We start from the raw sequence: 25,250 nt of genomic DNA, 5'->3' as shown, positions 1-25,250 counted from the left end.
GGCCAGCTCCAGCCCAGCTCAGGCGGCGTCGGGCTCGGCGGGGAGCCACTCGCTGTAGGCGGCGTCGGAGAGCAGGGCGGCGGCGCCGGCGGCTGCGGCGGTGACGGTGAGCACCGCCGGCCAGGGGCCGATCTTCTTCGCCAGCGGGTGGGAGAGCCCGAAACCGACCACATAGGTGGCGCCGAGCACGGCGGTGGTGGCCGGGCCGCGGCGGGCCAGCCAGGTGCGGCCCGCATAGAGCCCGGCGGCGGCGAGCACCACACCGCCGAGCGGACGGATGCCCGTCTCCCGCGCAGTCAGCCAGCCGCCGATCAGCCCGAGGGCGACGACGGGGGCGGTGTTCACAGATGCTGCTGGCTTGATCGCGGTGCTCATGGCGAGAGCCTACGTCGTGGAGAGGGGAGGGGAGCGGCCCTCCGGGCGAGGTGTCCGCGCCGTCGACCGTTGTGCAGTCGGCGTTCTCAGCTCTCAGAGCGCCCACTGCGCAACGGTCGAGTTCGAGGGGGTGCCGTGGCCGGGAGTCCGCGTGGGGCGGGCGCTCAGCGCACCACGGCCGCGCCGTGCGCGGGCACCACCCCGGGCGCCGCAGGGCCGACGCCGTCGAGCATGTCCGCGCCGCTGACCACCTCGAGCACCTCGCCCGGTGCGGGCCGATCCTCGTCCCCGAGGTTCAGCACCAGGAGGAGCGGGGCCGGAGCACCCGTCGCGGCGACCCCGCCGCCGGGACTCGTGCCGCCGGCACCCCCGCTGCCGCCTTCGCCGCCCGGGGTCAGCACGATCTGCGCCCAGGTGTTCTCGAGCGAGTCCTCGTCCACGTGCACCGAGGCGGTGGCGAGCCATGACTCCCGGCGGCGCAGCGAGAACAGCCGGCGGTGCACCTCGAGGATCCGCTCGGCGGCGTCGGGCTTCAGCAGGGTGAGGTGGTGGGGGCCGCCCGGGGCGCTGTCCGCAGAGGCGGCCGCGGCGACGACCTCCTCCGGGCTGCCGGGGAACCAGGGGCGGATCGCATCGTCTCCGCCCGCCCGTTCCTCCTTGATCCCGGTGGCACCGAACTCGTCTCCGGCGTAGACCGTCGGGATGCCGGGCAGCAGCGCCAGCAGGGCGAACGCCGCGGAGAGGTCGCGGCCGTCGGTGAGCTGGGAGGCGATACGGGTGGTGTCGTGGTTGCCCACGAAGGTCTGCGGATGCGCCCCGCCCTCCGCCTCCAGGAACTCCTGGTGGCGGCCCAGGGCGTGGGCGAGCTCGAACAGGTTGTGATCGCGCAGCCCGGACCAGATCGCCTTCCACAGCTCGTACTGCGTGATCGAATCCGCGGTGGACGCGGCGGCGAAGGCCGGGTAGTCGCCGTGGATCACTTCGCCGAGGATCCACGCCTCGGGATGCGCGGCCCGCACCCGCTCGAGGATCGGCGCCCAGGCCTCGGCCCCTGCCGCGTACATCGCGTCCAGCCGCCAGCCGTCGGCCCCGCGCTCGAGCCAGAGACCCATGATCTCTACGACGCGATCCTGGATGACGGCGTCGGCCAGATCGATCTCGATGAGGTCCGCGTTGCCCTCGAAGCCATAAGGGCTGGTCCCGGACCAGCGGATCCGGGCGCCATCCTCGGTGCCGGGGCCCGCGGCGATCGCCTTCCGCGCCACCGGGTGGCTGTCCGAGACGTGGTTGAACACGCCATCGAGGACCACCCGGATGCCCCGTGCGTGGCACGCGGCGATCAGCGCGTCGAAGTCCTCCTCGCCGCCGAGCCGCGGATCCAGACGGCGGTGCTCAAGGGTGTCGTAGCCGTGGGAGACGGAGTCGAAGATCGGGTTCAGCAGCAGCACATTCGCGCCGAGGCCCACCAGGTGGTCGAGCCAGCCGTGCAGACGGTGCAGACGGTGCACGACGTTCTCCCCGTCGGCCCCGCCGTAGCCCTCGCCGCCGAGGTCGGTGCGCACGCGCGGTGCGCCGCAGAAGCCCAGCGGGTAGACCTGCCAGCAGATCGCATCGCGGATCCAGGACGGGGCGGGCACGATAGTCATGGCGCCATCGTAGGCGGGGGAGTGTTCAATAGGTCCAACCCGACGCCGGATCCGAACCCAGGAGTGATCACCGATGATCCGCATGCGCACCGACTTCTTCTCCGAATCCCTCGGCATGGGCACCTCGATGGTGATGCTGATGCCGCAGGCCGCCGCCGGGATCGGGATGGAAGGGGCCGACGGGAGGGCCGGCGCCGAGGCGGGCTCCGAGCGCGGTGTGCCCGTGCTGTACCTGCTGCACGGGCTGAGCGATGACTGCACGATCTGGGAGCGCCGCACCTCGATCGAGCGCTATGCGACCGAGAAGGGCATCGCCGTGGTGATGCCCGAGGTGCGCCGCTCCTTCTACGCCGATGAGGCGGTGGGGGAGATGTACTGGACCTTCGTCGCCGACGAGCTGCCGCAGCTGGTCGCGCGCACCTTCCACGTCTCCACCGCACGGGAGGACACCTTCGTGGCGGGCCTGTCGATGGGCGGCTTCGGCGCCTTCAAGCTGGCGCTGAACCATCCGGAGCGCTTCGCCGCGGCCGCGAGCCTCTCCGGCGCGCTGGACCCCGCCTCGCTGAGCCTGGACCTGAACACCGGTCATCTCGCCGAGCGGATCTGGGCGGGCCGCGCTCTCGCCGAGACGCAGGACGATCTGTTCGGCCTGCTCGGCGCCGCCGACCCGGCGACGCTGCCGGCTCTGTTCCTGGACTGCGGCACCGAGGATCAGCTGCTGGATCACAACCGTCGCTTCCTCGCCGCCGCCGAGGAGCACGGCGTGGACCTCACCCCCCGGCTGCGCCCCGGCGCCCACACCTGGGAGTTCTGGGACCAGGGGATCCAGGATGTGCTGAACTGGCTGCCGCTGCGCGGGTGAGCAGCCCGGTTCAGCTCGCGACCAGCGCGATCCCCAGCAGCGCGAGGTAGAGGACCACTTCGGTGGCGAGGTTCATCAAAGCGGGTCCACCGAGGTGCTTGGCCTCGCGTTTCGTCGGCTCCGCAGGAGGCGCCTGCACCAGCAGGCGCCGGCACGCGACCACGACGCCGACGGTGAGGGCGAGCGTGAGCAGCCACGGCACCCACCACAGCGAGGCCGGGACGATCCCGATGATGCCGAGGACCGCGAGGATGCTCGCGCTGCTGATCGCGCGCATGAGGATCCGCCGGGGATGCTGGTAGCGGCGTAAGAGGGTCACGACCGAGACCAGCAGTCCGGCGGTCAGGCCCACTATCGCCAGCAGTGGCAACAGGCTCAGCAGAGTCGTCACAGGGCCACCGCCCCGGTGAGGATATCTCTCGCGAGCGCGTCGACGCTCCGGGCGGTGTCGGTGAGGAGCACGATCCCTCTCCCGGTCTCCGGGGTGAAGCCCACGAAAGAGGCGAACCCGCCGGTCATCCCGTTGTGGAAGACGTGCCAGGAGCCGCCCCCGAGGTCTTCGTGGAACCAGTTCATCGCCGTGCGGCTGGTCGCGCCGTCCTCGAACAGCACCTCGGAGGCGGCGGCCGCGCCCGGAGCCGAGCCTGCGAGGGTCCCGGCCAGATAGGTGGCCAGGTCCGCCGCGGTGGAGCGGATCCCGCCCGCCGCCGCGCTGCCGTGCATGGTCCACGCGGCCTGCGGCAGGCCGCTTCGGCCCCGGCCACGGGTGGCGGTCTCCCGCAGGTTCTCCGCGGTGATCGGGGCGTAGGTGGTGCTCAGTCCGAGGGGTCCGAGGATCCGCGCGGTGAGCAGCGAGGCGTAGTCGGTGCCGGCTGCGCGGGCGAGCAGCTGCCCCTCCAACGCGGCCCCGAGATTCGAGTAGGCGTAGCTGCCGCGTCCGGAGAGGGTGCTGCCGAGCGCATCGTCGATCACCTGTGCGGCGTCGCGGCCCGCGTACGGGTCCTTGCGCAGGAAGTTCGCCAGCACGGACCCGGCGAGGCCGGCTGTCGCCAGGCGCGGCAGGCCGGAGGTGTGGGTGGCGAGCTCGGCGAAGGTGACGTCGGCGAGCTCGCTGCCGTCGGCGTCCTCGCCGAGCACCTCGGCGACGGTGGTCTGCGTGGTGACCTCGCCGCGGGTGACGGCCTCGGCCAGCAGCGCGCCGGTGAACGTCTTGGAGACCGAGCCGATCTCGAACTCGGTGGTCTCGTCGGCCCCGAAGCCTGCGAAACGAGGGGCGCCGCTGCCCTCGAGATGGGCGACGGCCACCCGACGGTGACCGCCCAGATGCGGTGCGAGGGCGTCGGTCAGCTGCTGATCTCCCACGGGGTCTCCCAGGGTTGCGGGGCGGGGATTGGTCAGCGCCGACAGGCCGACGAGGCCGACGACAGCCGGGATCCCGGCCGCCAGGACGGTGCGCCGGGCCACCGGCGCTGTTGCTGTCGTTGTCGCTGGCCCCGACACCGTCACGGCGGGTGCGGGTGCGGGTGCTGGTGCCGGTGTGGCCGCGGGGCCGGGGCCCGGGCCTGCAGCACGAGGGTCGACCGGTCGCTCAGAGTCCATGCTCAGCCTTTCTCGAGGGCGATGAGGATGGTCAGCAGAGGGATCACCCGAGGGGTGGGCAGTGACCAGCTGCCGCGGCGCGGCGAGTGCACCCAGCCGCCGACCTGCAGGGCGGAGAGGTGGTGGTACGCGATGCCGGTGGACCCGAGCTCGAGCTCCTCGACGAGCTGGGCGACGGTGTGCTCGCCGTCCAGCAGTCGGCGCAGGATCCCCATCCGCAGGGGGTGGCCGAGGGCCGCGACGGACTCGGCGTGCTGCTGCCAGTCCGTCTCCAGCAGATGCTCCGTGGGGCGCGACCACTGGTACTCCAGATGTCCGGCGCCGACGTCGACCGCGCCGGTCAGCAGTACGCCACCCGGTGCGGGCAGGCGCTCCTTGAGCGAGGTGAGCGCCCAGAACGGGTTCTCGGAAGGGCTCTCTCCCGGCGCTGCGGTGAGGGTGCTCACGGCTGGCGCGGGGGCGCCGGTGCGGTCGCTCTCGAGCTCGTCGACCCGCGCCTCGAGGGTGGAGAGTCTGTCCAGGAGCTCCGCGGGCGTGGGGTCGACGGACGTGGGGGCGACGGACGCGGGGTCGACGGGCGCGGGGTCGACGGACACGTCAGGACTCCTCATGAGATCGGGTCGTGATCCGCGATGAGATCGGGGACGCAGCTCATGATATTCGTAAATCCGGAAAAAGAAAGATCCGATCTGCTGGACGGTGCCGCGCGACCCTCGCAGATGCGGCACGATGAGGAGAGATATCGACGGGCCGCGCGATGACGTCGGCCCCCGCCCTCAGGGAGAGATCATGGCCGCTTTCGCCGTCCAGTACACCTACGTCGACGACGCCTCTCGCGTCGCGACCTTCCGCCCCGAGCATCGCGAGCACCTCTCCGAGCTGCACCGCGAGGGGACTCTGCTGCTGTCGGGCCCGCTGTCCGGAGAGCCCGGGGCGCTGCTGATCGTCCTCGCGGACTCCGCGGAGGAGGCGCTTGCGAAGCTTGACGGCGACCCCTTCAAGCGCGAGCGTGTCATCGCGGATCGCAGCGTGCGCGAGTGGACCGTCGTGATCGGGCAGCTGCCCGGCGCCTGAGCCGCGACGCAGGGGTCCCGCGTCTGCCTCAGCGCTCGCCGGCGTCCCCGCCCTCGGGCTCGCGACGCGCGGCCTCCTGCAGATCCAGCAGCGCCCCGGCGGTCGCATTCACCATCGTCGTGTCGCCCAGGAGCACGAGCGGCAGAGCGTCGGTGCCGCCGTGCGCGGTCAGCAGCTCCTGGGCATGCGGGTCGCGGAACACATTCACCCAGACGACGTCCTCGCGGGGACCCCGGATCGCTGCCTGCAGACGGGCCGAGAGCGGGTTGCCGGGTGCCCAGAGGATGATCGCCGTCCCTGCGCCCCGGGTGCGGGCCTGAGCCAGCGGGACGTGCGGGCCGGAGCGCAGAGGACTCGTCCAGTACGCCATGAACACGGAGAACAGTCCGACAGCGATCGCGGCGATCCACTGGTCTGCGAGCTGCAGCAGGGTCATGAGCAGCAGCCCGCCCGCCAGCAGCAGCACCGGTCGCACCCAGGCGCGGGCCGGGGCGTTCCCGCCCCTGCGGGCGTTCAGATCATCACCGCCGTGTCCAGGCGCTCGGTGGTCTCGGCCACCAACGCATCACGCAGCGCGCTCACCGCCGGGATCGCGAGCGCGCCGCGGCGGTTGAGCAGCCCGATCATCCGGTTGTCGAGACCGGGGATGGCGCGCACCACCAGATCGGCCGACGGCGCCGCCTCGAGGGCCGTCTCCGGCATCAGCGCGACGCCGCCGCCGTGCATGATCAGCTGCTGGACCACGATCGTGTCATCGGTGGAGTGGCGCACCTGGGGGGAGAATCCGGCGCGGCGCGCGCTGGAGATCAGGTTCGCCCGGCAGCGCTCACAGCCCGCGATCCAGGGATCATTGGCGAGGTCGCTGAGCGTGAGGTCCGGGTCCTCGGCCCGCGGGTGCTCTCGCGGCAGCACCAGCATCACGCGGTCCTCCATCAACGAAGTCCACTCCAGGGTGCCCTCATCGCCGATGTCGCTGCACGGGTAGCGGAAGACGAGCGCGAGATCCAGCTCGCCCTCACGCAGGGCGACGACCGCATCCGGAGGCTCGAGCTCGGCGAAGGTCACGTCCAGATCCGGGGCAGTCTCGGAGAGTCGCTTCAGCACCGGCGGCAGCAGCATCGCCGCGGCCGAGGGGAAGGTCCCGAACTTCACCGTCCCGCGCCGCAGCGCCGTGATGTCGGCGAGCTCCTCCTCGGCAGCGTGCAGCTGCGCCGCGATCGCCTCCGCGTGCGCGGCGAGCCGGGTGCCGGCCTCGGTGGGCGTGATGCCGGCGGAGGAGCGCAGCAGCAGCTGGGTGCCCACTTCCTTCTCGAGCGCGGCGAGGTGCTGGGAGACCGCGGGCTGGGTCCAGCCCAGCTCGCGCGCGCCGGCACCGATCGAGCCGTTGCGCACGACGGTGCGGAAGATGAGCAGGCGACGAGGATCCATGCCCCCATCCTAGGCACAGGTGGCAAGCCTGGCTTATGGGTTCGGGCACAGTGCTCCGGGAGTGCTTGCCGGGGGCCGGGCCGGGGCGGGCGGGTCGCTGCGGTGCGGGGGCCTGGCGGGCTCCCTCCCGGGGGCGGTGCCGGCTTTCCGCTCCCCGTCGGCCTCACGGGGCGCGAGTCGAGTTCTGTGCCGCTGCGACTCATGTTCGGGCGAGCATGAGTCGTAGCGGCACAGAAATGATCGGCGAGGAGTGCCGGGAGGCGGGCTACTGTGCCTGCTCTTCGGTCGGCTGTGCGGCCTTCGACTCCTCGCTGCCGTCGGAATCCTCGCGACGGACGGCCTCTCTGAATGCGCGGGCACCTTCCGAGAAGCGACCGGCACCGGAGCGGACACGCCCCGCGGTATCGCCGCCGAACTGGATGGCTGCACCGGCGCCGTCCACACCGGTCTTGACCACCTTGTCGCGCACCTCACCGGCCGCCGTCCTCCAGCGCTTCGCCTCGGCAGAGTCGTGGCCGTCCTCGATCTCCAGAGCCGTCTGGAAGTCGATCACCCGGCCCACCACGAGAGTGCTGGAGGTGACCGCTGCGCGAGCCGGCCGCGGCGACAGGAGGACCTTGGCGTTGGCCCGTCGGATGGTGGTGTTCATCCGCTCGAGCAGCTCCTCCGTCGTACGGTGAATCAGCGCGAGGCGCTTCTCCCGTGCCGCGCGGAGTCCGAGACGGTGGCGATCGAGCTCCTCCGGGGCGCTGTCGAGCACACGATCGAGCTCGAGGATCGCGAGGGCATCCTGGAGCTGGACGCACCGTGCGAGGACGGCGAGCCACTCCCGCACCGTGGACTCGGCGGCCTTCGCCTTCGTGGCGAGATCTGGGACGCTCGCCTTCTCGACCTTCTCCGCCTGCGCATCGATCTGCCGCAGCGCATATGCCTCGGTGGTGGCGAGGGTCAGCGCGGAGTTCTGGATCTTGGACCAGGTCACCTCCGAGACGCGGCCGACCTCGTCACGGACGGTCATGGCCTCCTCGATCATGAGGTCCACGCCGATCATGTCCGAGAACACCGAATCCTTCTGCGCGCGCAGGATGTCGTCGATCTTCTCGTCGATGATGGCGAGGTACTCGCCGATCTCCTCGATCGCCTCCTGCATCGCCATCTGCGACATGACCGCTCCGGCGCCGGCGAGGGCAGCGGGGGTGAGCAGAGATGCCGGTCCTGCGGCGAACTGGAGGTTCTTGGTGAACTGGCCGCTCGAAGCGCGGAGCGTGGCGTGAAGGTTCCCGGTGGCGGCGTTCTTGACGAGCGGAAGTTTCTTAGACGCGGCGAAGGATTCCGACGTGAGTTTCATCCAGCGGCCAGAGTTCGCCGCGACCCCGGCACCGGCGTTCAGCAAGCCCGCGGAGGTCTTGTACGACGGACCGAGCCGGCGGACCTCGAGCTCGCGGGACTCGAAGCCGAACGACGTCAGGAAGGCGTCGACATCCTCGGGGGCACCGAGCACGGCGAGTCCATCGCCGTCGCTGATCACTTCGATCTCATTCGTCATTCGGTGCTCCGGGAGCTAGGGGGCGGCTTCGTGCTGCCACATCCTGTTCAGTGTCTCTCGCGAAACCGACAAACGATCCACGGACGGAGGATGACTGGACGTCGGCAAGAAATCGTGATCGGTTCGTTGCGCGGCACCATGCGCAAGCGCACCGTGGTGCGGACGCGAGTCGAGTTCTGTGCCGCTGCGACTCATGTTCGGGCGAGCATGAGTCGTGGCCGCACAGAACTCGGCGGATCCGCTGGTGGCGCACGGCGGATCCGCTGGTGGCGCGCGGCCGGTCCCGTGGTGACACGCAGCCGGCGCGCTGGAGGGCGGGTTAGAGCGCGGGCAGCCCCAGGTTCTCGCGCAGCGTCGATCCCGCGTACTCGGTGGGGTACACCCCGCGCTCCTGCAGGCGGGGGATCAGGTGGTCCACGATGTCGTCGAGGCCCGAGGGGATCAGCCACGGGGTGATGTTCAGGCCGTCGATCGCGCCCAGCCGGGCGAACTCCGCCAGGCGCTCGGCGACCGCGTCGTAGCTGCCGGTGAAGGTGCCGCGCCGCGAGCCGGCCTGCACCCGGGCGAACTCGAGGATCGACTGCCCCTTCTCCGCGGCCTCCTCGCGCCAGGCCCGCGTGAGCTCCTGGGCCTTGGCGAACTGGAACCCGGCGCCGCGGGTCACCCCGGACTCTGCCACCTCCGGCTCGACGTCCGGCAGCGGTCCCTCGGGGTCGAAGGAGGAGAGGTCCCGGCCCCAGTACTGCTCGAGCAGTGCGATGGCCTGCTCGGGGCCGATCTGCAGGTCGCGCACCCAGCGCACCTTCTCATCGGCCTCCTGCTCGGTGGCGGCGAGCACCACCTCCGCACCGGGCAGGATCTTCACACTTCCCGGATCCCGGCCCGCGGCGACCGTCCGTTCGACGATCGAGCGCCGGAAATCGACCGCTGCCGCGAGGGCGCCGTGCGGGGAGAAGATGACATCCGCCGTGCGGGCGGCGAAGTCCTGCCCAGTGGGGGAGGCGCCGGCCTGGAAGAGCACCGGTCGGCCCTGCGCGGAGCGCGGCAGATCGCCCTGGGCGCGCACCGAGTAGTGGGCGCCCTCGTGCTCGATCTGCTCGCCGCGCCAGAACTGCTCGGCGATCTGCACGAACGCCTCGGCATGGACGTACCTGTCCTCATGGTCGAGATAGCCGCCACGGCGGAAGTTCTCTCCGGTCCAGGCGTTGTCCGTGGTCACGACGTTCCAGCCGGCGCGGCCGCCCGAGAGCAGATCGAGGGTCTGCAGGCGCCGAGCGAGGTCCACGGGGTCGTTGTAGGTGGTGTTCTGGGTGGCGACCAGGCCGATGTGCTCGGTGACCGCGGCCAGCGCCGCGAGCAGGGTCTGCGCATCGGGGCGGCCGGCGACGTCGAGTTCGAAGGGCACGCCCCGGTGCTCGCGCAGACGCAGCCCTTCCCCGAGGAAGAACGCCGCGAACTTTCCGCGCTCGGCAGTGGCCACCAGCGCCTCGAAGGACTCCCAGGCCACCTGGTCGCCGCTCTCGGGCAGGCGCCAGATGGTCGAGGAGTTCACGCCCTGGAAGAACGCCCCGAAGGAGAGCTGCCCGGTAGGGGTGTGGTCGGGGTGGAGCGGATGCTCTGCGGGTCCGGTGACCAGGGCGGCGGCCTCGGCGGAGAGCTCGGTGCGCTCGAAGGGACGGTGTGGGGCGGTGGTGCTCATGCGTGGTCCTCAGAGGTCAGGCGGCCGCGGTCGGAACGACGCGCAGGATCAGCGGTGCGGGCCGCGGTGGGAAGGCTCAGCTGATCGCGCAGGCTCTGCTCGGCCGACGGGGCCGCGGCGATCAGCCCCTGTTCGCGCAGGGTGGCGGTGAGCTCGGCCACCGTGCCCAGCGGGTCGGCGTCCAGGTCAAGACCGACCAGGCGCACGAGGCACACGACGGGGCCCGTCGTCTCGGTCAGGGCCTGGCGCACCGTGTCGGCCACGGCGCCCGGCCGTGCACCGGTGGAGACGTCGAGGTCGAGCACCCGTCCGTCGGCCAGCTCGGTCGCGACGCGCTCGCCGACGGCAGCGCGGTCCACGTCGGTGACCAGCACCGGGAGCAGGCCCTGCGGGGAGCGTGGGGTGATCGCCGGCCCGCGCACCGAGAAGGTCTCGCCCTCGAAGTCGGCGTACTGCAGCCGGGCGGCGTCCACGTAGACGCCGCGGGCGGCGTCGCGCACCACGGCGTCCTGCGCCCAGGAGTCCCATATCAGGCGGGCGGCCTCGAGCACGTCGGCCGCCTCCCGGGCCGTGTCCTCCGGGCCCAGGGCGGCGCGGCCGACGCTCGCGGGCACCGCCGGATCGGTCTCCGCCGTGAGCAGCCAGCCGGCGCGGCCATGGCTCAGGTGATCCAGGCTCATCAGCTGCGTGGCGAGGTGGAAGGGCTCCACGTAGACGGCGTCGGTGCGAGGCAGCAGCGCGATCGTGCGGGTGAGCGGGGCCAGGTAGGACGCGACGTGAATCGGGTGGAGCCCTCCGTCGCTCAGCGTGAGGGCGCCGACGCCGGAGCGCTCGAGGTCCTGGGCCAGCTGCCCGATCCGCTCCAGCACGGAGGGATCGCTGATGAGGTCCACGGCGAGGACCGGCAGGTCCGAGCGCTGCAGCGGGACGCCGGCGCTCTGGGCGCCGAGGTCGAGGGCGGTGGTGGTCATGGCTTCTCCTTCATGTGGACGCGTGCTTCGGGGAGCCCCACATCGGCGAGGTTCCAGCGTTCGAGCACCTGGGTGTAGGTGCCGTCGGTGATCACGGCGTTGAGTGCGGCGGCATACGGCTCGGTGAGCCCGCTGCTGCGGGCGAAGGTCGCCGCGATGAGGGCCTTGTCCGGCCAGCCCTCCTCGACGCGGCCCTGCACCTCGACGTCGTCGCGTCGGGAAGCGATGAAGGTCTGCGTCGCATAGGGGCCGAACGACGCGTCCACCCGGCCCGAGCCGAGGGCGAGAAGGGTGTCGGCGCTCGACGAATAGTTCTTCAGTGTCGCAGGCTTCTTCCCCGCGGCCTCGAGCTCGGCGTTCCAGTCGATGAGGATCCGCTCCTGGTTGGTCGCGGCGCCGACGGCGATGATCCTCCCGCTGATCGAGTCGGCGTCCTCGAGGCGGAGGTCCGTCCCCTTCTTCACGAGGAAGGCGACGTACGCCGCGCGATACGAGGCGAAGTCGAACTTCTCCAGGCGCTCGGCGTTCACGCCGACGTTGAAGTGGACCACGTCGAAATCCCCGGCCTCGAGCTTGAGCGGCCAGTTGTCCCAGCTGGTCAATCTGACCTCGAGATCGAGGCCGAGCTTGTCCGCGGCCAGTCGGGCAGTGTCCACCTCGGAGCCGATGTAGGTCTCGTTGTCATCCGCGAGGAAGGAGAGCGGGGCGAAGCTCTCGCTCCCGATGCCCACCCGGAGAACGCCCGATGTGGCGATCTCGGACGGCAGGAGCGCGGCGATCTCGGGGTCGGCCGTGGAGCGGATCAGTTCCTGCGTGCCCGAGGTGTCGATCTGTCCGGTCTCCGGGGCACCTCCGCCGTCGGATGCGGCGGAGCCGGAGCCGGAATCAGAGCCCGTATCAGCGGCCTGCGCCTCGGGGCGTGGATCGGAGCAGGCTGCGAGCAGACCCACGGGCAGCAGCAGCCCGGCACCTGTGAGGGTGCGGCGGGAGAGGAGAGGGGTGCTCACGGGTTCTCCTGGGTGTGGGCGCGGGATTCGGTGAGGGCTTCCTCGGACAGCTGCCAGCGTTCGAGGACCTGTGCGTAGGTGCCGTCCTCGATGAGGGCGTTCAGAGCGGCGGAGTAGGCCTCGACCAGGCCGCTGCCGGCGGGGAAGGTGCCCGCGACCAGCGTCTCGTCGGGCCATCCGGCATTGATCTTGCCCTGCAGCTCCATGTCGTCGCGGCGCGAGGCGACGAAGGACAGCGAGGCGAAGGGGGAGAGGTAGCCGTCCACCCGTCCGGAGCCGACGGCGAGCAGGGTGTCGGCGTCGGTCGAGTAGTTCTTCAGCTCGGCCGGCTCCTTGCCGGCGGCCTCGAGCTCGGCGTTCCAGTCGGTGAGGATCCGCTCCTGGTTGGTCGCATTGCCCACGGCGATGATGCGGCCGCTGAGGGAGTCGGCGTCCTCCAGCCAGAAGTCCGCCCCCTTCTTCACCAGGAATGACATGTACGCCGCCCGGTAGGAGGCGAAATCGAACTTCTGCAGCCGCTCGGCGTTGATGCCGATGTTGGCGTGGACCACGTCGAACTCGCCCGCCTCGAGCTTCAGCGGCCAGTTCTCCCAGGTGGTCAGCTTGAGCTCGAACTCGAGCCCGAGCTTGTCGGCGACGATCCGGGCGATGTCGATCTCGGAGCCGACGTAGGTCTGGTTGTCGTCGGCGAGGAAGGACAGCGGCGCGGCGCTGGTGCCGTTGATGCCCACGCGCAGCACGCCGGACTCGGCGACCTCGGGGGGAAGCAGCGCCGCGACCGACTCATCGGCGCTCGCACGGATCAATTCCTGGGTGCCGGAGGTGTCGATGGGGCCGGGACTCGCACCGCCCCCGTCGGAGGCGCCGGAGCCTGTGCTGCCAGCGCTGCCGGCAGGAGCCGCCGGGGCCGGGTCGGAGCAGGCGGCGAGCAGGCCCAGGGGCAGCAGCAGGCCGGAGGTCGCGAGGGTGCGGCGGGAGATGAAGTGCGTTGTCATGACTGGTGGTCCTCGGTGAGATAGCGGGGAAGGGGAGTGGTGGGGTCGAGGGCGAGCGCGGTCGCGGAGGGATGGCTCGGGCGCCGGGGCGCATCCGCCGGGGGTGCGGGCGACGGCTCGACGGGTGGCGGGCTGGTGGGTGCCGGATCCTCGTCCGCTGCCTCCGCGCCGGTGCGCACCCGTTGCAGGAAGGCGCGGGTGCGCTCGTGGCGGGGGCGGTCGAGGACCTCGGCGGGCGGGCCCTGCTCGACGATCCGGCCTTGGTCCATGAAGACCACGGTGTCGGCGACGTCCCGGGCGAAGGAGATCTCGTGGGTGACGATCACCAGAGTGGTGCCGGCCCGGGTGAGGGAGCGGATCACCGCCAGCACCTCCTCGACCAGCTCCGGATCCAGCGCGCTGGTGGGCTCGTCGAAGAGCAGCACCTTGGGTCGCAGCGCAAGGGCGCGGGCGATCGCGACCCGCTGCTGCTGGCCGCCGGAGAGCTGGCGAGGGTAGACATCGAACTTGTCGGAGAGGCCCACCAGCGTGAGCAGTTCGCGGGCCCGGGCCTCGGCCTCGCGGCGCGGCACCCCCAGGGCCCGGCGGGGCGCCTCGGCCACATTCCCCACCGCCGTCATATGGGCGAAGAGGTTGAAGCTCTGGAACACCATGCCGATCGAGGTGCGCTGGCGCAGCACCTCCTTCTCGTGGAGCTCATGCAGCAGCTCGCCCTCGCGGCGGTATCCGATCACCTCGCCGTCCACGCTGATCAGACCCTGGCTGACGGGTTCGAGGTGGTTGATGGTGCGCAGCAGGGTGGATTTCCCAGAGCCCGAGGGGCCCAGGATCACGGTCACCGAGCCGGGGTCGATGCGCAGGTCGATGCCGCGCAGCACCTCGAGGTCGCCGAAGGACTTGTGGACGCCGCGGATCTCGACGAGTCCTCCGAGCGAGGCGGTGTCAGGGTGCGGGTCGGTGTCGGTGTGCGGGGCGGTGCCGGGGTGCAGGCTCATGCGGGAGCTCCCGTCGGGGTGGGGCGGAGGCGGGCGAGGCGGGCGCGCGCCTTCTGCAGCGGTGTGGGCGGCAGGGTGCGCACGGCGCCCTTGGAGTAGTGGCGCTCGATGTAGTACTGCCCGACGGACAGCGCCGAGGTGATCACGACGTACCAGAGCGTCGCGACCAGCAGCATCGGCAGCACCTGCTGGGTGCGGCCGTAGATCAGCTGGATGGTGAAGAACAGCTCGGCGTGGGCCAGCACGTAGACGATCGAGGTGCCTTTGACCAGGCCGATGATCTCGTTGAAGGCGGTGGGCAGGATTGCCCGCATCGCCTGCGGCAGCACGATCCGCAGGGAGCGGTCGCGGGCTGGGATGCCGAGTGCGCTCGCCGCCTCCAGCTGACCCTGGTCCACCGAGAGGATGCCGCCGCGGATCAGCTCCGCCGCATAGGCAGCCTGGTGCAGGCCCAGGCCCAGCACTGCGGCGAGCATCGGGGTCATGAGGTCGCTGGTGCGGGCGTCGAAGAAGGTGATCTCCGTCAGCGGGATGCCGAGGGTGATGCGCTCGTAGAGGTAACCCAGGTTGTACCAGAGCAGCAGCTGCACGAGCAGCGGCGTGGAGCGGAAGATCCAGGAGAAGGTCCAGCTCACACTGGAGATCAGTCCGGACTTCGACAGCCTCATGAGCGCGAGTGCGAGGCCCAGGCCGAAGCCCACCGCCCCCGCCATCACGGTGAGCTTCAAGGTCTCCAGGAGGCCGCGGATGATCGACTCGGCGAAGAACCACTGGGCCACCACGCCCCACTCCCAGCGCGGATTGGTCACGAAGGAGTAGAGGACGACGGCGACCAGCAGGCCGACGCCCACGGCGAGCACCACCCGACCGGGGTGTCGGGCGGGGACCACGCGCAGGCGGGAGAGGTCCTCGGGGGGAGCCGCAGGCGGCGGGCACGACATCTCATGATGTCCCGTCGCCGTGGCATGCCCGGCGGCCGGGGTGGCCGTGGGCGTGCGTTGCGTGGTCTCGGGGGAGACGACGGAGGAGGTCATGAGATGCCTTCCGTGACGGAGCGTGAACCGGGGAGTGGTCTGGGCTTGCACGGACAGACGTTATAAGGGAATCTAATGGAGATGCAAGGTGGCGGCTATGGACCGTCATGATGTGACACAGAGACACCTCAGAAGGGATCCCGACGGATGAACTCCCGGATCAGCGCACCGACCACACGCCTCGTGATCGTCGGCGGCGGGCCGCGGGCGATCGGTGTGCTCGAGCGCCTCAGCGCGAGCGCGGCCCTCCCTGACCAGGCAGGGCACCTCGAGCAGGCGCCGCTGCACGTCGACATCGTGGACCCGCACATGCCCGGAGCCGGTCGTATCTGGCGCGCCGAGGAGAGCCCGCTGCTGCTGATGAACTCCCGCGCGGCTGATGTGTCGATCTTCGCGGACGAGACCGTCGAGTGCGTCGGACCCGTGGTCGCCGGCCCCTCCCTCGCCGAGTGGGCCGACGGGATCCGTCGCGGCACGATCGCCGCACCCACCGCCGGTACCGAGCGGCTCGCGGAGATCACGGCACTGCAGGAGACCGACTTCGCCGGCCGCCGCGTGCAGGCCCTCTACCTCGAGTGGTTCTTCGGCCAGGTGCTCGCGAATCTCCCCACGACGGTCAGCGTCACCGTGCATCGCACCACTGCGACCGCCATCTCGCCCGGCTCACGGGTCGCCCCCGTCCGGGTGACCGGCTCAGCCGACCAGGGGACTCACGGCTGGACCGTCGAGCTCGAGGACCGCGCGCCGCTGCGCACCGATCTGCTGCTGCTGGCCGCTGGGCACACTGATGCCCGCCCGTCGGTGGCCCGCCATCAGCTGGCCGCCTTCGCCCGCCGCCACGGCGGCACCTACCTTCCGCCCTCTCAGGCCTCCGACGCCCTGATCGAGCAGCTCGCGCCGAAGGAGGACGTGATCGTGCGCGGGATGGGCCTGGCCTTCATCGACCTGATGGCCCTGCTGACCGAGGGGCGCGGCGGCCGCTTCCTCCCCGCTCCGCTGCCGGGCGAGCCCGACCGCCTCACCTATCAGCCCTCGGGCACGGAGCCCCGGCTCTGGGTGGGATCCCGGCGCGGCGTGCCCTACCACTCCAAGGTCCGCGGGGAGGGCGAGCCGGCCGGACCCGGCGATCTCCTGCACCTGACCCCCGAGAACCTCGCCGCGCGCGAGGATGCCGAGGGTCGCCTGGGCTTCCGCGACGACGTGCTGCCGCTGATCGCCGCCGAGGTGGCCCGCTGGGTGCCCGATGCTCCCGTCGCCGCACCCGGCGAAGAGCCGCTGGCCTGGCTCGATGACCCGCTGGCCTGGCTGCATGGCGACGCTCATCCACGGGTCACCCGGGATGCGGTGGTGCGCCATATCGAGCACGACCTGCGCTCCCGCACCCAAGGCGATACCGCCCCCGCTCGCGCCCTCTTCCAGCTGCTGCTGCGCCTGCACGGGGCCTTGGTGGACCAGCTGCCCGCCTCCCGGCTCCGCGACGGCGCAGGCGGTGACTACCCCCGCTGGTGGCATTCGCTGTTCAGCTTCGTCGACTCCGGCCCGCCCCCGCACCGCCTGCACCAGCTGCTCGCTCTCGAACGGGCCGGGGTGGTGCACTTCCTGGGCCCCCGGACCAGAGTCACGGCCGACGAGACCACCGGCCGCTTCACCGCCCGTGGAGCAGCGGGCGTGCAGGTCACAGCCGCCGCGCTGGTGGACGCCTTCCTGCCCGAGAGCTCGCTCGCGAACTCCACCAACCCTCTGCTGCGCGATCTGGTGGCCGGTGGCGACGCTGCGGTGGGACGGGAGTCAGCGGGCCTGTCAGGGACCCTCGAGGTGGATCAGCGGCACCGGGTCATCGGCCCGGACGGTGCCCCGCAGCAGAATCTCTGGGCCGTCGGCCCCTGGACCTCGGAGCTGCCCATCGGCGCCTTCGCCCGACCCCGCACCAACGCCCCCTGCCACCGCCGCAACGACGCCCTGGCCCGCGAGCTGCTCGCTGCGGCAGAACGGGCGGGGCGAGCTGCGGCGACCGGAGTGGAGCTCTCCCCCTCCGTCGCGACGTCCGCTCCTGCCGAGACCTCTGCGTCTGTCGAGACCTCCGCGCTCGTCGAGACCTCCACCTCCGCGGTGCGCTCCCACACCGCAGAGCTGCCTCTGCGCACCACCCGCTCGCTGCGGCTGGGGGTGCTCGGCCCTGGGAAGATCGGCAGCGCCCTCGCGCGCACCGCCCTGCGCTGCGGTCTCGAGGTGCAGGTGGCCGGGCGCGCACCAGCGCCGGCGCTCGCGGCGAGGCTGCCCGGTGCCCGGCCCGTCGGCCTCCGCGAGATCGCCGCGGCCAGCGACGTCGTCGCGATCACCGTGCCTCTGCACGTCGCCCTCCGGCTCGATGCGGAGGCGCTGCACGGCGCGATCGTCATCGATGCCACCAACCCCTGGGGCGAGGCCGACGCGCTCGCCGTCGCCGAAGCACGCGCCGCGTTCGGCGATCTGGATGCCGCACTCTCCACGAGCGAGCTGCTCGCGGCCCGGCTGCCGGGGGCGCGGGTGGTCAAGACCCTCAACCACATCGGCTATCACGACGTCGAGGACCACGGCCGCGAGGACGGCGATCCGAGCCGACGGGCGATCGCCGTGGCTGCGGACGATCCCCGAGCGGCCGACGTGGTCTCCGCACTGCTGCAGCGCCTCGGCTATGAGCCCGTGGTCGTGGGCACCCTCGCCGACGGCCGCGATCTCGAGCCCGGAGAGGCCCTGTTCAACGGTTGGAGCACGGCGGCGGAGCTCAGCGGGCGCCGCGAAGCGCGGATCCACGCGGCCTGATCAGGCGTCGCGCCGGGCGGCCAGCGCCCTCTCCACATGCGACCTGGCGTGCTCGAGCGCGCTGTCGAAGTCCACGAAGAGGTGCTTGTGGTGGCGCAGCGCGGCCAGCACCCCCACGCGACGGAACAGGGCGCTGTGGCTGTCCTGCACCCCTTTGATCAGCACGGTGATGCCTCGGCGCTCGAGCCCGCGCACGATCTCGGCGAGCACCTGGGCGCCGCTGGCATCGACCCGCTCCAGCCGGGAGAGCCGCAAGATCACGACCGTCACGTCCCTCACCTCCATCACGGTCTCGAACACCCGTTCCGAGGAGACGAAGAACAGCGGGCCCTGGAACCGGACCGCGACGATCGATCCGTCCAGTTCGCTCGGTGATGCGGCCTGGATCGGCTCCAGGCTCACTCCGGTGGTGCGGGCGGCGCTGCGCAGGGCGACGATCGCGGCGAGCACCACGCCGATCAGCACCGCGACGATCAGGTCGAAGGAGACCGTGACCAGCGCGGTGATCACGAAGATCCAGGCATCGGAGCGGGTCGACGTCATGATCGAGCGCACCGTGGCCGCCCGCACCATGCGGATCGCGGTCATGAACAGCACCCCGGCGAGCGCCGCGAGCGGGATCATCCCGACCGGTCCCGCTGCGACGTACACGACCGCCAGCAGCACCAGCGCGTGGATGATCGAGGACGCGCGGGTGCGGGCCCCGGCGCGGATGGAGACCGAGGTGCGGGCTATCGCGCCGGTCGCGGGCATGCCGCCGAACAGGGAGGCGCCGATGGAGGCGATGCCCTGGCCCACCAGCTCGCGATCGGGGTCGAAGGCGCCGGTGTCCGCCATGGTGCCGGCCACTCGGGCCGAGAGCAGGGACTCGATCGCGGCGAGCGTCGCAACCGTCGCCGCCGCCGGCAGCAGCACCCCCAGCAGCGCCGGATCGATCGTCGGCACCGTGGGGGCGGGCAAGGAGGCGGGGATCGCCCCGATCGTGGCCAGCGGGCCGGGGATCAGCGCCGCGAGCAGCGCGACCACGGCGATCCCGATCAGCGAGCCCGGGATCGAGGGATGGATCCGCGGGGCGATCAGCATGCAGGCGGCGACGATCACGACCGCGCCCAGCGCCCACGCAAGGTACTGCGGATCCGCCATCGCGAGCGACTGCACTGCAGCGACCAGGGCGTTCGAGCTCAGCTCTCCCGGCTCAGCGGGGTCCGCGGAGGTGATCTGTGGGACCTGCTGCAGGAAGATGATGCAGGCGATGCCGAGGGTGAACCCCTCGATCACCGGCCACGGGATGATCGAGACCACCTTCCCCAGCCGCAGCAGACCGGTTGCCATCACCATCAGCCCGGCCAGCAGGGTCACTGCGGCGATCGCGCCCACGCCGTAGTTGGCGACGATCGGGACGAGCACCACCACCATGGCGCCCGTCGGCCCGGAGACCTGCACGTTGGAGCCGCCGAACACGGCGGCGAGGAGCCCGGCGACGATCGCGGTGACCAGTCCCTGCTCTGCGGTGAGGCCGGAGCTGACGCCGAAGCCGAGTGCGAGGGGCAGTGCGACGATCCCGACGGTCACGCCCGCGACCAGGTCCTTCCGCCAGGTCTTCGGCAGCAGGCGGTAGTCCTCGCGGGCGGGCCACAGGTCGCGGGAGCGCGCCAGTGCTGTGCGCAAACGCTCGGAGAGGGCGGGGGCGGTCATCGGTGCGCCGCCTTGATCTCGGGCAGGCTCTGTGCGGCATCCAGCCGTGCACGGTCCTCGCTGAGCATGGCCAGCAACAGGGCGCGCGCAACCGCCAGCAGCTCGCGGATCCGCGGATCGGCCAGGCGGTAGTAGACGTGGCTCGCGCGGCGCTCGGAGGCCACCAGATGATGGCGGCGCAGCACGGAGAGGTGCTGGGAGAGATGAGAGGGTTCCAGCTCCGTCTCGGCCTGGAGCGCGGCGACACTGACCTCGTCATCCTCGGCGAGCAGCTCGAGGATCCGGATGCGGTACGGGTGGGCGAGGCCCTTGAAGAGGTTGGCCTTGACCTCGTAGAGCGGACGCTGGGTCTGGGATAGTGACATGATGAAAACATCATACCGATCAGCGATGCAGGTCGCACGCCGATGTGGCCAAGACGATGACACCATGTCCGCATGAGTGCCGACCTCGTCGACCGACTGCTGTCCCTGCTCGGCGCGGACGGTGTGCTGGGGCTGGGGGAACCCACGCACGGAAGCGCCAATGCCTTCGCTGCGCTCGCCTTCCTCCCGTGCAGCACGGCGGACATCACCGCGTCGTGAGGTCCTTCTCCATGATCTCGTCGGTCTCCGTCACGCTACGACCCACCCCGCCGGCGTCCACGTACTCGTAGGTGGTGGTGACCTGCTCTCCGAGCAGCCGATAGCCGAGCCGCTCATAGAGCCGACGGGCACGGGGATTGTCCACGCCCACGCCGAGCTGGAGCCGCCCAGCGGGCTGTGCCTGGCGCTCCGCCTCACGCATCAGTGCAGTGCCGATGCCCTGACCGCGCTGCTTCTCCGGCACTCCGACATTGCAGATCTCGGGCGGCTCGCGGTGGACCAGTTGAGCCACTCCCACCGGCGCGTCATCACGGAGCGCAACCAGCAGGGTGCTGCGGCCGGTGCGCATGCTCTCCTGCCAGACAGGGACCGCGGCCGCCCAGGCCGAATTCGCTGCGGTGAGCAGTAGGGCGGTGGCGTCGTCGAGCGGCACGACCCGTACCTCATCACAGGCGGGGGAGGAGGTCACGGACCTGCTCCTTGCTGAGGTGTCGCATGCACCGACCGTATCCCGGGCCCGCACGCCGTATCGTGCGTGCCCGCAATGCGCAGACGCAGAGAGGCCCTGCCACCTCAGCTCAGGGAGCAGAGGGTTGCGCCTACAGTGTGCGCATGACGAATCGGTGGGGGAATGATGATCACGGACCGGGTGGGGACCCGTCCTGGCTGGGTGGAGGGGACCGGGATGGCGGTGCAGTTCCGGAGCGCGGTCAAGGCTCCGGACGCTTCTCCTCTGATTTCGCCTCGGACTTCTCGCGGGATCCCCGCAGCTCCCAGGGCGCCCGGCGCCCAGCGGAGTCCGACTTCTCGGAACGGGACAAGGGGCAGGCGGCGGAGTCGATGGCGCCCCGCTTCGGGGAGGTCACTGGGGATGCGGCGATCTCGGAGGATCGCGATCAGGGCTCTGCCTGGGCGTCGAGCTTCACCGGGCACTCGGGCGAGGGGCAGGGGCGCAGCCGGAGTGGTCGTTCGATCGTCGCCCAGGTGATCGGGCTCCTCGGGTCGTCGGTCGGCCTGATCGTCTTCGCCATCTTCTTCTACCGCATGGGGTTCGACATGTGGTGGATCCTGCTGGGAATCGGGTTCCCCCTGGTCGTCCGGGTGGTCCGCCTGATCCGCAGGAACCTCGGCGGCTGAACCGCCCGGCGCGGACTCGGTCAGCCGACGGCGAGGCGGCAGCTGTCGCCGTCCGCAGAGCGTGTCTGCGCCCCCGCATCCACCGCGTCCCGACGCACCAGGGCGAGCCGGGAGAGCGAGCCACGCACGGGGAAGGGTCTTCCGGCAGGCTTCGATCGCGTCGATGGCCTGGGCGTCGGTGAAGTCGTCGGAGTCGAGGGTGCGGCCGAGGCGTTTCCAGTGACGTGTCAGTACGAGCAGCAGTCACTTTTCGAGCGCGAGATCCGTGAGGATCTTCCCCGGATCACGACGCGAGAACTGCTTCTTCCACCCGCCCCTCGGATACTTCGACGATGAAAGCCCGAGGCTCACGGCGACTGTCACCTCTGGGCATGCTCGGCGTGACGGATGTGTCTCCTACAGCCCTGAATACGAGTGCAACCCGTTGATGACGGTGTTGACGATCGTGTAGTTGAAGACCACTGCGACGAATCCGGCGAGGGCGAGCCCGGCCGCTCGATTCCGGCGGAATCCGCCGGTGGCGCGGGCGTGGAGATAGGCGGCGTAGAGCACCCAGATGACGAAGGTCCACACCTCCTTGGGATCCCATCCCCAGTATCGCCCCAAGGCCTCGCGGGCCCAGATGGAACCGCAGATCAGAGTGAAGGTCCAGCACACGAAGGCCACGGAGTGCACGCGGAAGCTGAGAGTCTCGAGCACTCGAGAGACGGGGAGACGGTCGAGCGTGGCCCCGATCCGGCCCCGGTGCTCGATGTGCTCGTCCCCGGAGGCGCTGCGATCGGCACGGCTCTTCTCGTCTCGGGCCTGGACCAGCTGAAGAGAGGCGACCAGTGCGCCCAGGATCGACAGTGCGGTGGCCAGGACAGCGACTCCGATATGGACGACAAGCCAGTGGGAGTTCTGCAGGCTCGGCGTGAGCGCGGCTGCGGGGACGATCCAGAAGGTCTGGGCCAGGAACATCAGCAGGAGTATCGCGCCGACGACGAACGTACCGAGCAGACGCAGCTCACGTCGAGTGATGGAGAAGATGAGGAAGAGCAGCATCACGAGCGCGGCGCTGGTGGCGGCGAACTCGTACATGTTCGCCCACGGCACTCGCTGAGTCGCAGCGGCGCGCAACCCCACACCAGCGATATGCGCAAGCGTCCCGGCGCCCGCAACGAGGAACGCGAACTTCTGCGATGACATCGAGCGGGGCACATCACGGGGCGGCGCAGCGGTGGTGAGCACTGATCCACCCGGCGCCCGTGGAGGGATGCCCTCTGCTGGCGCGCCTCCCACGGATGCCACCACAGGATGCTTCGCTGAGGGTGCCTCAGTGTGCTCGCTGTTCAGACGTGCGTCGCTGCGTCATTGCGTGCTCGAGGCCAGATCTGCCGCGAAGCCGATCAGTGCGAGGACATAGAGCACGATTGCGACGACGATGGCCAGGTTCGAGATCTCGGCCAGCGGGTGATCAACCATCGTCGGTCTCCCGGTGTGTCAGGCGTGGTGTTCGGCGGTCGGCGGCAGGTATCCGGTCACCACAGGACCGCAATGGCCATGTTGAGCAGGGCCAGCCCGCCGACGGCATGAGCCAGACCGACGGGAACGTCCTCGTCCCGCTTGGCCTTCCGTCGGCCGATGATCGCGGCGACCACCACGGCGATCACGACAAGGAGCTTGACGCCGATCTTCAGGTGATTGACCGGTCCGCCATCTCCCATCTCGAGAAGGCCGACGAGCAGCACTCCGGAGATCAACTGCAGCCACGCACCGATGAGCTGCCAACGGAGCACGGTGGGAGCCCGAAAAGTGGCCAACCAGCCACCGATGAGCGCCGCCGCGCCGACGAAATGTGTCAGGAGGATGAGTGAGTGCAGGAGTTCCATGCCCGAACCCTACAAGGTCCCGACATGGTGTCGGGACCATCTCGACGTATGGTCGGCTCATGCCTCGTATCAGTCAGCCGACCGTCGCCGAGCACCGCGCCGCGCGCGAACGCGCTCTGCTGGACGCCGCCCACGACCTCCTCCTGGAGACCGGCGAGGCCCCGAGCCTGTCAGCAGTGGCGGAGCGGGCGGGACTGGCGCGCACCAGCACGTACCAGTACTTCGGCTCGAAGCAAGAGCTGCTCCAGGCAATGGTCCGGGACATCTATCCCCGCTGGGTCGAACGAGTGACCGGCGCGGTGGCGGCGGCGCCGACGGTTGCCGACAGCGTGCTGGCCTACGCCGAGGCGAACGTCGAACTCGTCGCCGAGGGCGCCCATGCGGTGGGCACGGCCCTGGCCGCCCTGGAGCCGAGCGAAGCGATCGATCAGCAGGCGGCGAGCATGCATCGCGACCTCCAGGAGCCCCTGATCCAGACCCTCACCGAACTCGGTGTGGAGTCCCCGGAGGCGATCGCGGAACTGGTCAACGCCGTGGTCCACGCTGCCACCCTGCAGCTCGAGGCCGGCCTCGACCTGGACCAGGTGCGAAACCTCCTCGCAACCATGCTCGGCCCCATGGTGCGCGAGCTCGGTGGTCGAGGAAGGTAAGACGGCCGCCTGCGGCGCAGGCGCCCCTCGGCAGTCATCGCCCTGATCGCCGTCCTCATGGTCCTGCTCTCCGGACTCTCCACCGGCCTGGTCAGCGGCGGAGTCTCCGGCCTGAAGTCGATGCCTGTCTCCTCATTCGCTTTCGATGAAGGCACCAAAGCGGACAACGCCTTCTCCCGATCGATCGTCGACGATGAGCAGATCGCGGCCTGGGAGAAGCATCCCGATGTCGCCACCGCCTCTCCGATGGGCGCATCCATCATGAACGCGGAGACCGACCAGGGCCTCCAGATCGACCTGTCCCTGTTCGGGATCGAACCGGACTCCTTCCTTGCGCCTGAGCTGTCCGCCGGAAGCGCACTCGGCGCCCCCGGAGGAATCATCATCTCCGAGACCTTGCGCGGCGAGAGCCTGGAGCTCGGCTCCGTCATCACCTTGGACCAGGTGGGCACCGAGCTCGAAGTCATCGGCTTCACCGATGGGCAGGCCACCTTCGGGCACGTCGACGTCGCCTACCTGCCCCTGGGCACCTGGCAGCTGATCGCCGCGGGTGAGGCTCCCGCCGGATCCGCGCCGACTGCGGAGCAGCTCGCAGCGCTCGACTTCGAGTACGCCTCCGGGGTCGCCATCGAGGCGGTCGACGGATCCCCGCTCGCCAAGGCGGACGCCGACGCCCTGGCAGCCGGCGACAGTGCCGCCGGGACGACCTCCGTGACACTTGAGCAGTCCTTCAACGCCTCACCGGGATACCAGGCCGAGACCCTCACGCTCAGCATGATCCAGTGGTTCCTCTACGCGATCGGGGCGCTCGTCGTCGGCGCCTTCTTCACCGTCTGGACCATCCAGCGAGGCCACGAGCTCGCGGTCCTGCGCGCCATGGGCGCGTCGGAATCGCTCGTGCCTCGGTCAACGCGCCCGGAGTCCTTCTCGTGGACGAGCCAACCGCCGCCCTGGACCGCCAGAGGAGTCAGGACATCGTCGAACTGCTCGCCGAGCAGTGCCACGAGAAGCAGATCGCGGGCGTCATGGTGACCCATGACCATGAGGTCCTGGCCCACTGCGACAGGATCCTGGAGATGGTCGACGGCACGCTCACGCCTATGCGTGAGTGAAGGCGCACGATCAAGACGTCCAAACCCGACACCACACCGGGGACAGGCGTTTCTCACCGATCGGCTGCCCGTGGGCAACACTGGATCCTCGTGCGGCGCGGCCTCCGGAGAGGAACCCAAGGGCAGCGACTCAGCGAGCTGTGGCCCGTACGGGCCCGAGATCGCCCT

The 25,250-nt window shown here is 70.5% G+C and carries 25 protein-coding genes and 2 pseudogenes; 7 read left to right on the top strand and 20 right to left on the bottom strand.

The window, feature by feature from the left end:
• Positions 1-18: 18 nt before the first annotated feature.
• Together Q0937_RS06540 and Q0937_RS06535 are read right to left on the bottom strand one after the other, a co-directional pair.
• Complete coding sequence (locus Q0937_RS06540) at positions 19-375, bottom strand: hypothetical protein (RefSeq protein ID WP_299301200.1); 357 nt, start codon at positions 373-375, stop codon at positions 19-21.
• Between the two features lie 164 nt (positions 376-539).
• Positions 540-2,021: an alpha-amylase family glycosyl hydrolase gene (locus Q0937_RS06535; RefSeq protein WP_299301197.1), complete on the bottom strand. Its 1,482-nt coding sequence runs from the start codon at positions 2,019-2,021 to the stop codon at positions 540-542.
• Positions 2,022-2,094: 73 nt separating this feature from the next.
• On the opposite strand from Q0937_RS06535, the gene Q0937_RS06530 reads away from it, so the two are divergent.
• Positions 2,095-2,883: an alpha/beta hydrolase family protein gene (locus tag Q0937_RS06530; RefSeq protein ID WP_299301194.1), complete on the top strand. Its 789-nt coding sequence runs from the start codon at positions 2,095-2,097 to the stop codon at positions 2,881-2,883.
• 10 nt (positions 2,884-2,893) lie between these two features.
• On the opposite strand, the gene Q0937_RS06525 is transcribed toward Q0937_RS06530, so the two are convergent.
• From Q0937_RS06525 to Q0937_RS06515, 3 genes are all read right to left on the bottom strand, one after another.
• Positions 2,894-3,274 carry a hypothetical protein gene (locus Q0937_RS06525; protein ID WP_299301191.1) on the bottom strand — a complete coding sequence of 127 codons (381 nt, stop codon included), beginning with the start codon at positions 3,272-3,274 and terminating at the stop codon, positions 2,894-2,896.
• Entirely contained in the window at positions 3,271-4,347 is a 1,077-nt protein-coding gene (locus Q0937_RS06520) for a serine hydrolase (protein ID WP_299301188.1), read from the bottom strand. Before Q0937_RS06520 ends, Q0937_RS06525 begins: the two co-directional genes overlap by 4 nt.
• A gap of 137 nt (positions 4,348-4,484) precedes the next feature.
• Positions 4,485-5,078, bottom strand: a complete 594-nt coding sequence (locus Q0937_RS06515; RefSeq protein ID WP_299301185.1) for a helix-turn-helix transcriptional regulator — start codon at positions 5,076-5,078, stop codon at positions 4,485-4,487.
• Between the two features lie 193 nt (positions 5,079-5,271).
• Here Q0937_RS06515 and Q0937_RS06510 point away from each other — a divergent pair, with 193 nt between their 5' ends.
• The gene (locus tag Q0937_RS06510) at positions 5,272-5,556 is read left to right on the top strand and encodes a YciI family protein (protein ID WP_299301182.1); all 285 of its coding nucleotides are present in this window, start codon (positions 5,272-5,274) and stop codon (positions 5,554-5,556) included.
• Between the two features lie 28 nt (positions 5,557-5,584).
• Here Q0937_RS06510 and Q0937_RS06505 read toward each other — a convergent pair whose 3' ends face one another.
• The 9 genes and pseudogenes from Q0937_RS06505 to Q0937_RS06465 all read right to left on the bottom strand — a co-directional run bounded on the left by Q0937_RS06505 (position 5,585) and on the right by Q0937_RS06465 (position 15,138).
• Positions 5,585-6,022 (bottom strand): hypothetical protein, encoded by a 438-nt coding sequence (locus Q0937_RS06505; protein WP_299301179.1) that lies wholly within the window; start codon positions 6,020-6,022, stop codon positions 5,585-5,587.
• Between the two features lie 47 nt (positions 6,023-6,069).
• Positions 6,070-6,984, bottom strand: a complete 915-nt coding sequence (locus Q0937_RS06500) for a LysR family transcriptional regulator (RefSeq protein ID WP_299301176.1) — start codon at positions 6,982-6,984, stop codon at positions 6,070-6,072.
• 265 nt (positions 6,985-7,249) lie between these two features.
• Positions 7,250-8,530, bottom strand: coding sequence for a hypothetical protein (locus tag Q0937_RS06495; RefSeq protein WP_299301173.1), 1,281 nt, complete (start codon positions 8,528-8,530; stop codon positions 7,250-7,252).
• A gap of 319 nt (positions 8,531-8,849) precedes the next feature.
• Entirely contained in the window at positions 8,850-10,229 is a 1,380-nt protein-coding gene (locus Q0937_RS06490) for an LLM class flavin-dependent oxidoreductase (protein WP_299301170.1), read from the bottom strand.
• The gene (locus Q0937_RS06485; protein WP_299301167.1) at positions 10,226-11,200 is read right to left on the bottom strand and encodes an LLM class flavin-dependent oxidoreductase; all 975 of its coding nucleotides are present in this window, start codon (positions 11,198-11,200) and stop codon (positions 10,226-10,228) included. The genes Q0937_RS06490 and Q0937_RS06485 overlap by 4 nt, the downstream gene beginning before the upstream one ends.
• On the bottom strand, positions 11,197-12,207 hold the full coding sequence (locus Q0937_RS06480; protein WP_299301164.1) for a transporter substrate-binding domain-containing protein: 1,011 nt from the start codon (positions 12,205-12,207) through the stop codon (positions 11,197-11,199). Before Q0937_RS06480 ends, Q0937_RS06485 begins: the two co-directional genes overlap by 4 nt.
• On the bottom strand, positions 12,204-13,202 hold the full coding sequence (locus Q0937_RS06475; RefSeq protein ID WP_299301162.1) for a transporter substrate-binding domain-containing protein: 999 nt from the start codon (positions 13,200-13,202) through the stop codon (positions 12,204-12,206). The genes Q0937_RS06480 and Q0937_RS06475 overlap by 4 nt, the downstream gene beginning before the upstream one ends.
• Before the next feature lie 176 nt (positions 13,203-13,378).
• Positions 13,379-14,197, bottom strand: a pseudogene (locus Q0937_RS06470) (amino acid ABC transporter ATP-binding protein); the annotation flags it as partial.
• Positions 14,194-15,138, bottom strand: a complete 945-nt coding sequence (locus tag Q0937_RS06465) for an amino acid ABC transporter permease (RefSeq protein ID WP_299302464.1) — start codon at positions 15,136-15,138, stop codon at positions 14,194-14,196. The pseudogene Q0937_RS06470 and the gene Q0937_RS06465, both read right to left, overlap by 4 nt.
• A 240-nt stretch (positions 15,139-15,378) precedes the next feature.
• On the opposite strand from Q0937_RS06465, the gene Q0937_RS06460 reads away from it, so the two are divergent.
• Entirely contained in the window at positions 15,379-18,033 is a 2,655-nt protein-coding gene (locus Q0937_RS06460) for an FAD/NAD(P)-binding protein (protein WP_299301159.1), read from the top strand.
• Here Q0937_RS06460 and Q0937_RS06455 read toward each other — a convergent pair whose 3' ends face one another.
• Both Q0937_RS06455 and Q0937_RS06450 read right to left on the bottom strand, forming a co-directional pair.
• The gene (locus Q0937_RS06455; protein ID WP_299301156.1) at positions 18,034-19,728 is read right to left on the bottom strand and encodes a SulP family inorganic anion transporter; all 1,695 of its coding nucleotides are present in this window, start codon (positions 19,726-19,728) and stop codon (positions 18,034-18,036) included. It lies immediately after the preceding gene.
• Entirely contained in the window at positions 19,725-20,093 is a 369-nt protein-coding gene (locus tag Q0937_RS06450; protein ID WP_299301153.1) for a metalloregulator ArsR/SmtB family transcription factor, read from the bottom strand. The genes Q0937_RS06455 and Q0937_RS06450 overlap by 4 nt, the downstream gene beginning before the upstream one ends.
• Before the next feature lie 72 nt (positions 20,094-20,165).
• Between Q0937_RS06450 and Q0937_RS06445 the strand changes: the two genes are divergently transcribed.
• Complete coding sequence (locus Q0937_RS06445; RefSeq protein WP_299301150.1) at positions 20,166-20,312, top strand: hypothetical protein; 147 nt, start codon at positions 20,166-20,168, stop codon at positions 20,310-20,312.
• On the opposite strand, the gene Q0937_RS06440 is transcribed toward Q0937_RS06445, so the two are convergent.
• Entirely contained in the window at positions 20,299-20,781 is a 483-nt protein-coding gene (locus Q0937_RS06440) for a GNAT family N-acetyltransferase (protein WP_299301147.1), read from the bottom strand. The two genes, Q0937_RS06445 and Q0937_RS06440, sit on opposite strands and share 14 nt — an antisense overlap.
• 143 nt (positions 20,782-20,924) lie before the next feature.
• On the opposite strand from Q0937_RS06440, the gene Q0937_RS06435 reads away from it, so the two are divergent.
• Positions 20,925-21,449 (top strand): hypothetical protein, encoded by a 525-nt coding sequence (locus tag Q0937_RS06435; protein WP_299302509.1) that lies wholly within the window; start codon positions 20,925-20,927, stop codon positions 21,447-21,449.
• Positions 21,450-21,599: 150 nt separating this feature from the next.
• Here the strand turns inward: Q0937_RS06435 and Q0937_RS06430 are convergent.
• The 3 genes and pseudogenes from Q0937_RS06430 to Q0937_RS06420 all read right to left on the bottom strand — a co-directional run.
• Positions 21,600-21,701: pseudogene (locus Q0937_RS06430) on the bottom strand (ATP-binding protein); the annotation flags it as partial.
• Between the two features lie 144 nt (positions 21,702-21,845).
• Positions 21,846-22,637, bottom strand: coding sequence for a c-type cytochrome biogenesis protein CcsB (ccsB, locus tag Q0937_RS06425; protein ID WP_299301145.1), 792 nt, complete (start codon positions 22,635-22,637; stop codon positions 21,846-21,848).
• 332 nt (positions 22,638-22,969) lie between these two features.
• The gene (locus tag Q0937_RS06420) at positions 22,970-23,320 is read right to left on the bottom strand and encodes a hypothetical protein (RefSeq protein ID WP_299301142.1); all 351 of its coding nucleotides are present in this window, start codon (positions 23,318-23,320) and stop codon (positions 22,970-22,972) included.
• A gap of 59 nt (positions 23,321-23,379) precedes the next feature.
• On the opposite strand from Q0937_RS06420, the gene Q0937_RS06415 reads away from it, so the two are divergent.
• Positions 23,380-23,970, top strand: coding sequence for a TetR/AcrR family transcriptional regulator (locus tag Q0937_RS06415; RefSeq protein WP_299301140.1), 591 nt, complete (start codon positions 23,380-23,382; stop codon positions 23,968-23,970).
• A 57-nt stretch (positions 23,971-24,027) separates the two neighbouring features.
• Positions 24,028-25,002 carry an ABC transporter permease gene (locus tag Q0937_RS06410; protein WP_299301137.1) on the top strand — a complete coding sequence of 325 codons (975 nt, stop codon included), beginning with the start codon at positions 24,028-24,030 and terminating at the stop codon, positions 25,000-25,002.
• The last annotated feature ends 248 nt before the right edge of the window (positions 25,003-25,250 follow it).

Source organism: uncultured Brachybacterium sp. (genome assembly GCF_947500705.1).
In the GTDB taxonomy this organism is placed as follows: Bacteria; Actinomycetota; Actinomycetes; order Actinomycetales; family Dermabacteraceae; genus Brachybacterium.
This window is presented reverse-complemented; position numbering and strand designations above follow the sequence as displayed.

Excerpts from the sequence above, each read along its gene's own strand:
- Q0937_RS06445 (WP_299301150.1), top strand. The coding sequence starts at position 20,166 with ATGAGTGCCGACCTCGTCGACCGACTGCTGTCCCTGCTCGGCGCGGAC.
- Q0937_RS06475 (WP_299301162.1), bottom strand. The coding sequence starts at position 13,202 with ATGACAACGCACTTCATCTCCCGCCGCACCCTCGCGACCTCCGGCCTG.
- Q0937_RS06485 (WP_299301167.1), bottom strand. The coding sequence starts at position 11,200 with ATGACCACCACCGCCCTCGACCTCGGCGCCCAGAGCGCCGGCGTCCCG.
- Q0937_RS06455 (WP_299301156.1), bottom strand. The coding sequence starts at position 19,728 with ATGACCGCCCCCGCCCTCTCCGAGCGTTTGCGCACAGCACTGGCGCGC.
- Q0937_RS06490 (WP_299301170.1), bottom strand. The coding sequence starts at position 10,229 with ATGAGCACCACCGCCCCACACCGTCCCTTCGAGCGCACCGAGCTCTCC.
- Q0937_RS06540 (WP_299301200.1), bottom strand. The coding sequence starts at position 375 with ATGAGCACCGCGATCAAGCCAGCAGCATCTGTGAACACCGCCCCCGTC.
- Q0937_RS06450 (WP_299301153.1), bottom strand. The coding sequence starts at position 20,093 with ATGTCACTATCCCAGACCCAGCGTCCGCTCTACGAGGTCAAGGCCAAC.
- Q0937_RS06495 (WP_299301173.1), bottom strand. The coding sequence starts at position 8,530 with ATGACGAATGAGATCGAAGTGATCAGCGACGGCGATGGACTCGCCGTG.
- Q0937_RS06415 (WP_299301140.1), top strand. The coding sequence starts at position 23,380 with ATGCCTCGTATCAGTCAGCCGACCGTCGCCGAGCACCGCGCCGCGCGC.
- Q0937_RS06460 (WP_299301159.1), top strand. The coding sequence starts at position 15,379 with ATGAACTCCCGGATCAGCGCACCGACCACACGCCTCGTGATCGTCGGC.
- Q0937_RS06510 (WP_299301182.1), top strand. The coding sequence starts at position 5,272 with ATGGCCGCTTTCGCCGTCCAGTACACCTACGTCGACGACGCCTCTCGC.
- Q0937_RS06500 (WP_299301176.1), bottom strand. The coding sequence starts at position 6,984 with ATGGATCCTCGTCGCCTGCTCATCTTCCGCACCGTCGTGCGCAACGGC.
- Q0937_RS06535 (WP_299301197.1), bottom strand. The coding sequence starts at position 2,021 with ATGACTATCGTGCCCGCCCCGTCCTGGATCCGCGATGCGATCTGCTGG.
- Q0937_RS06435 (WP_299302509.1), top strand. The coding sequence starts at position 20,925 with ATGACGAATCGGTGGGGGAATGATGATCACGGACCGGGTGGGGACCCG.
- Q0937_RS06465 (WP_299302464.1), bottom strand. The coding sequence starts at position 15,138 with ATGTCGTGCCCGCCGCCTGCGGCTCCCCCCGAGGACCTCTCCCGCCTG.
- ccsB (WP_299301145.1), bottom strand. The coding sequence starts at position 22,637 with ATGTCATCGCAGAAGTTCGCGTTCCTCGTTGCGGGCGCCGGGACGCTT.
- Q0937_RS06410 (WP_299301137.1), top strand. The coding sequence starts at position 24,028 with ATGGTCCTGCTCTCCGGACTCTCCACCGGCCTGGTCAGCGGCGGAGTC.
- Q0937_RS06420 (WP_299301142.1), bottom strand. The coding sequence starts at position 23,320 with ATGGAACTCCTGCACTCACTCATCCTCCTGACACATTTCGTCGGCGCG.
- Q0937_RS06530 (WP_299301194.1), top strand. The coding sequence starts at position 2,095 with ATGATCCGCATGCGCACCGACTTCTTCTCCGAATCCCTCGGCATGGGC.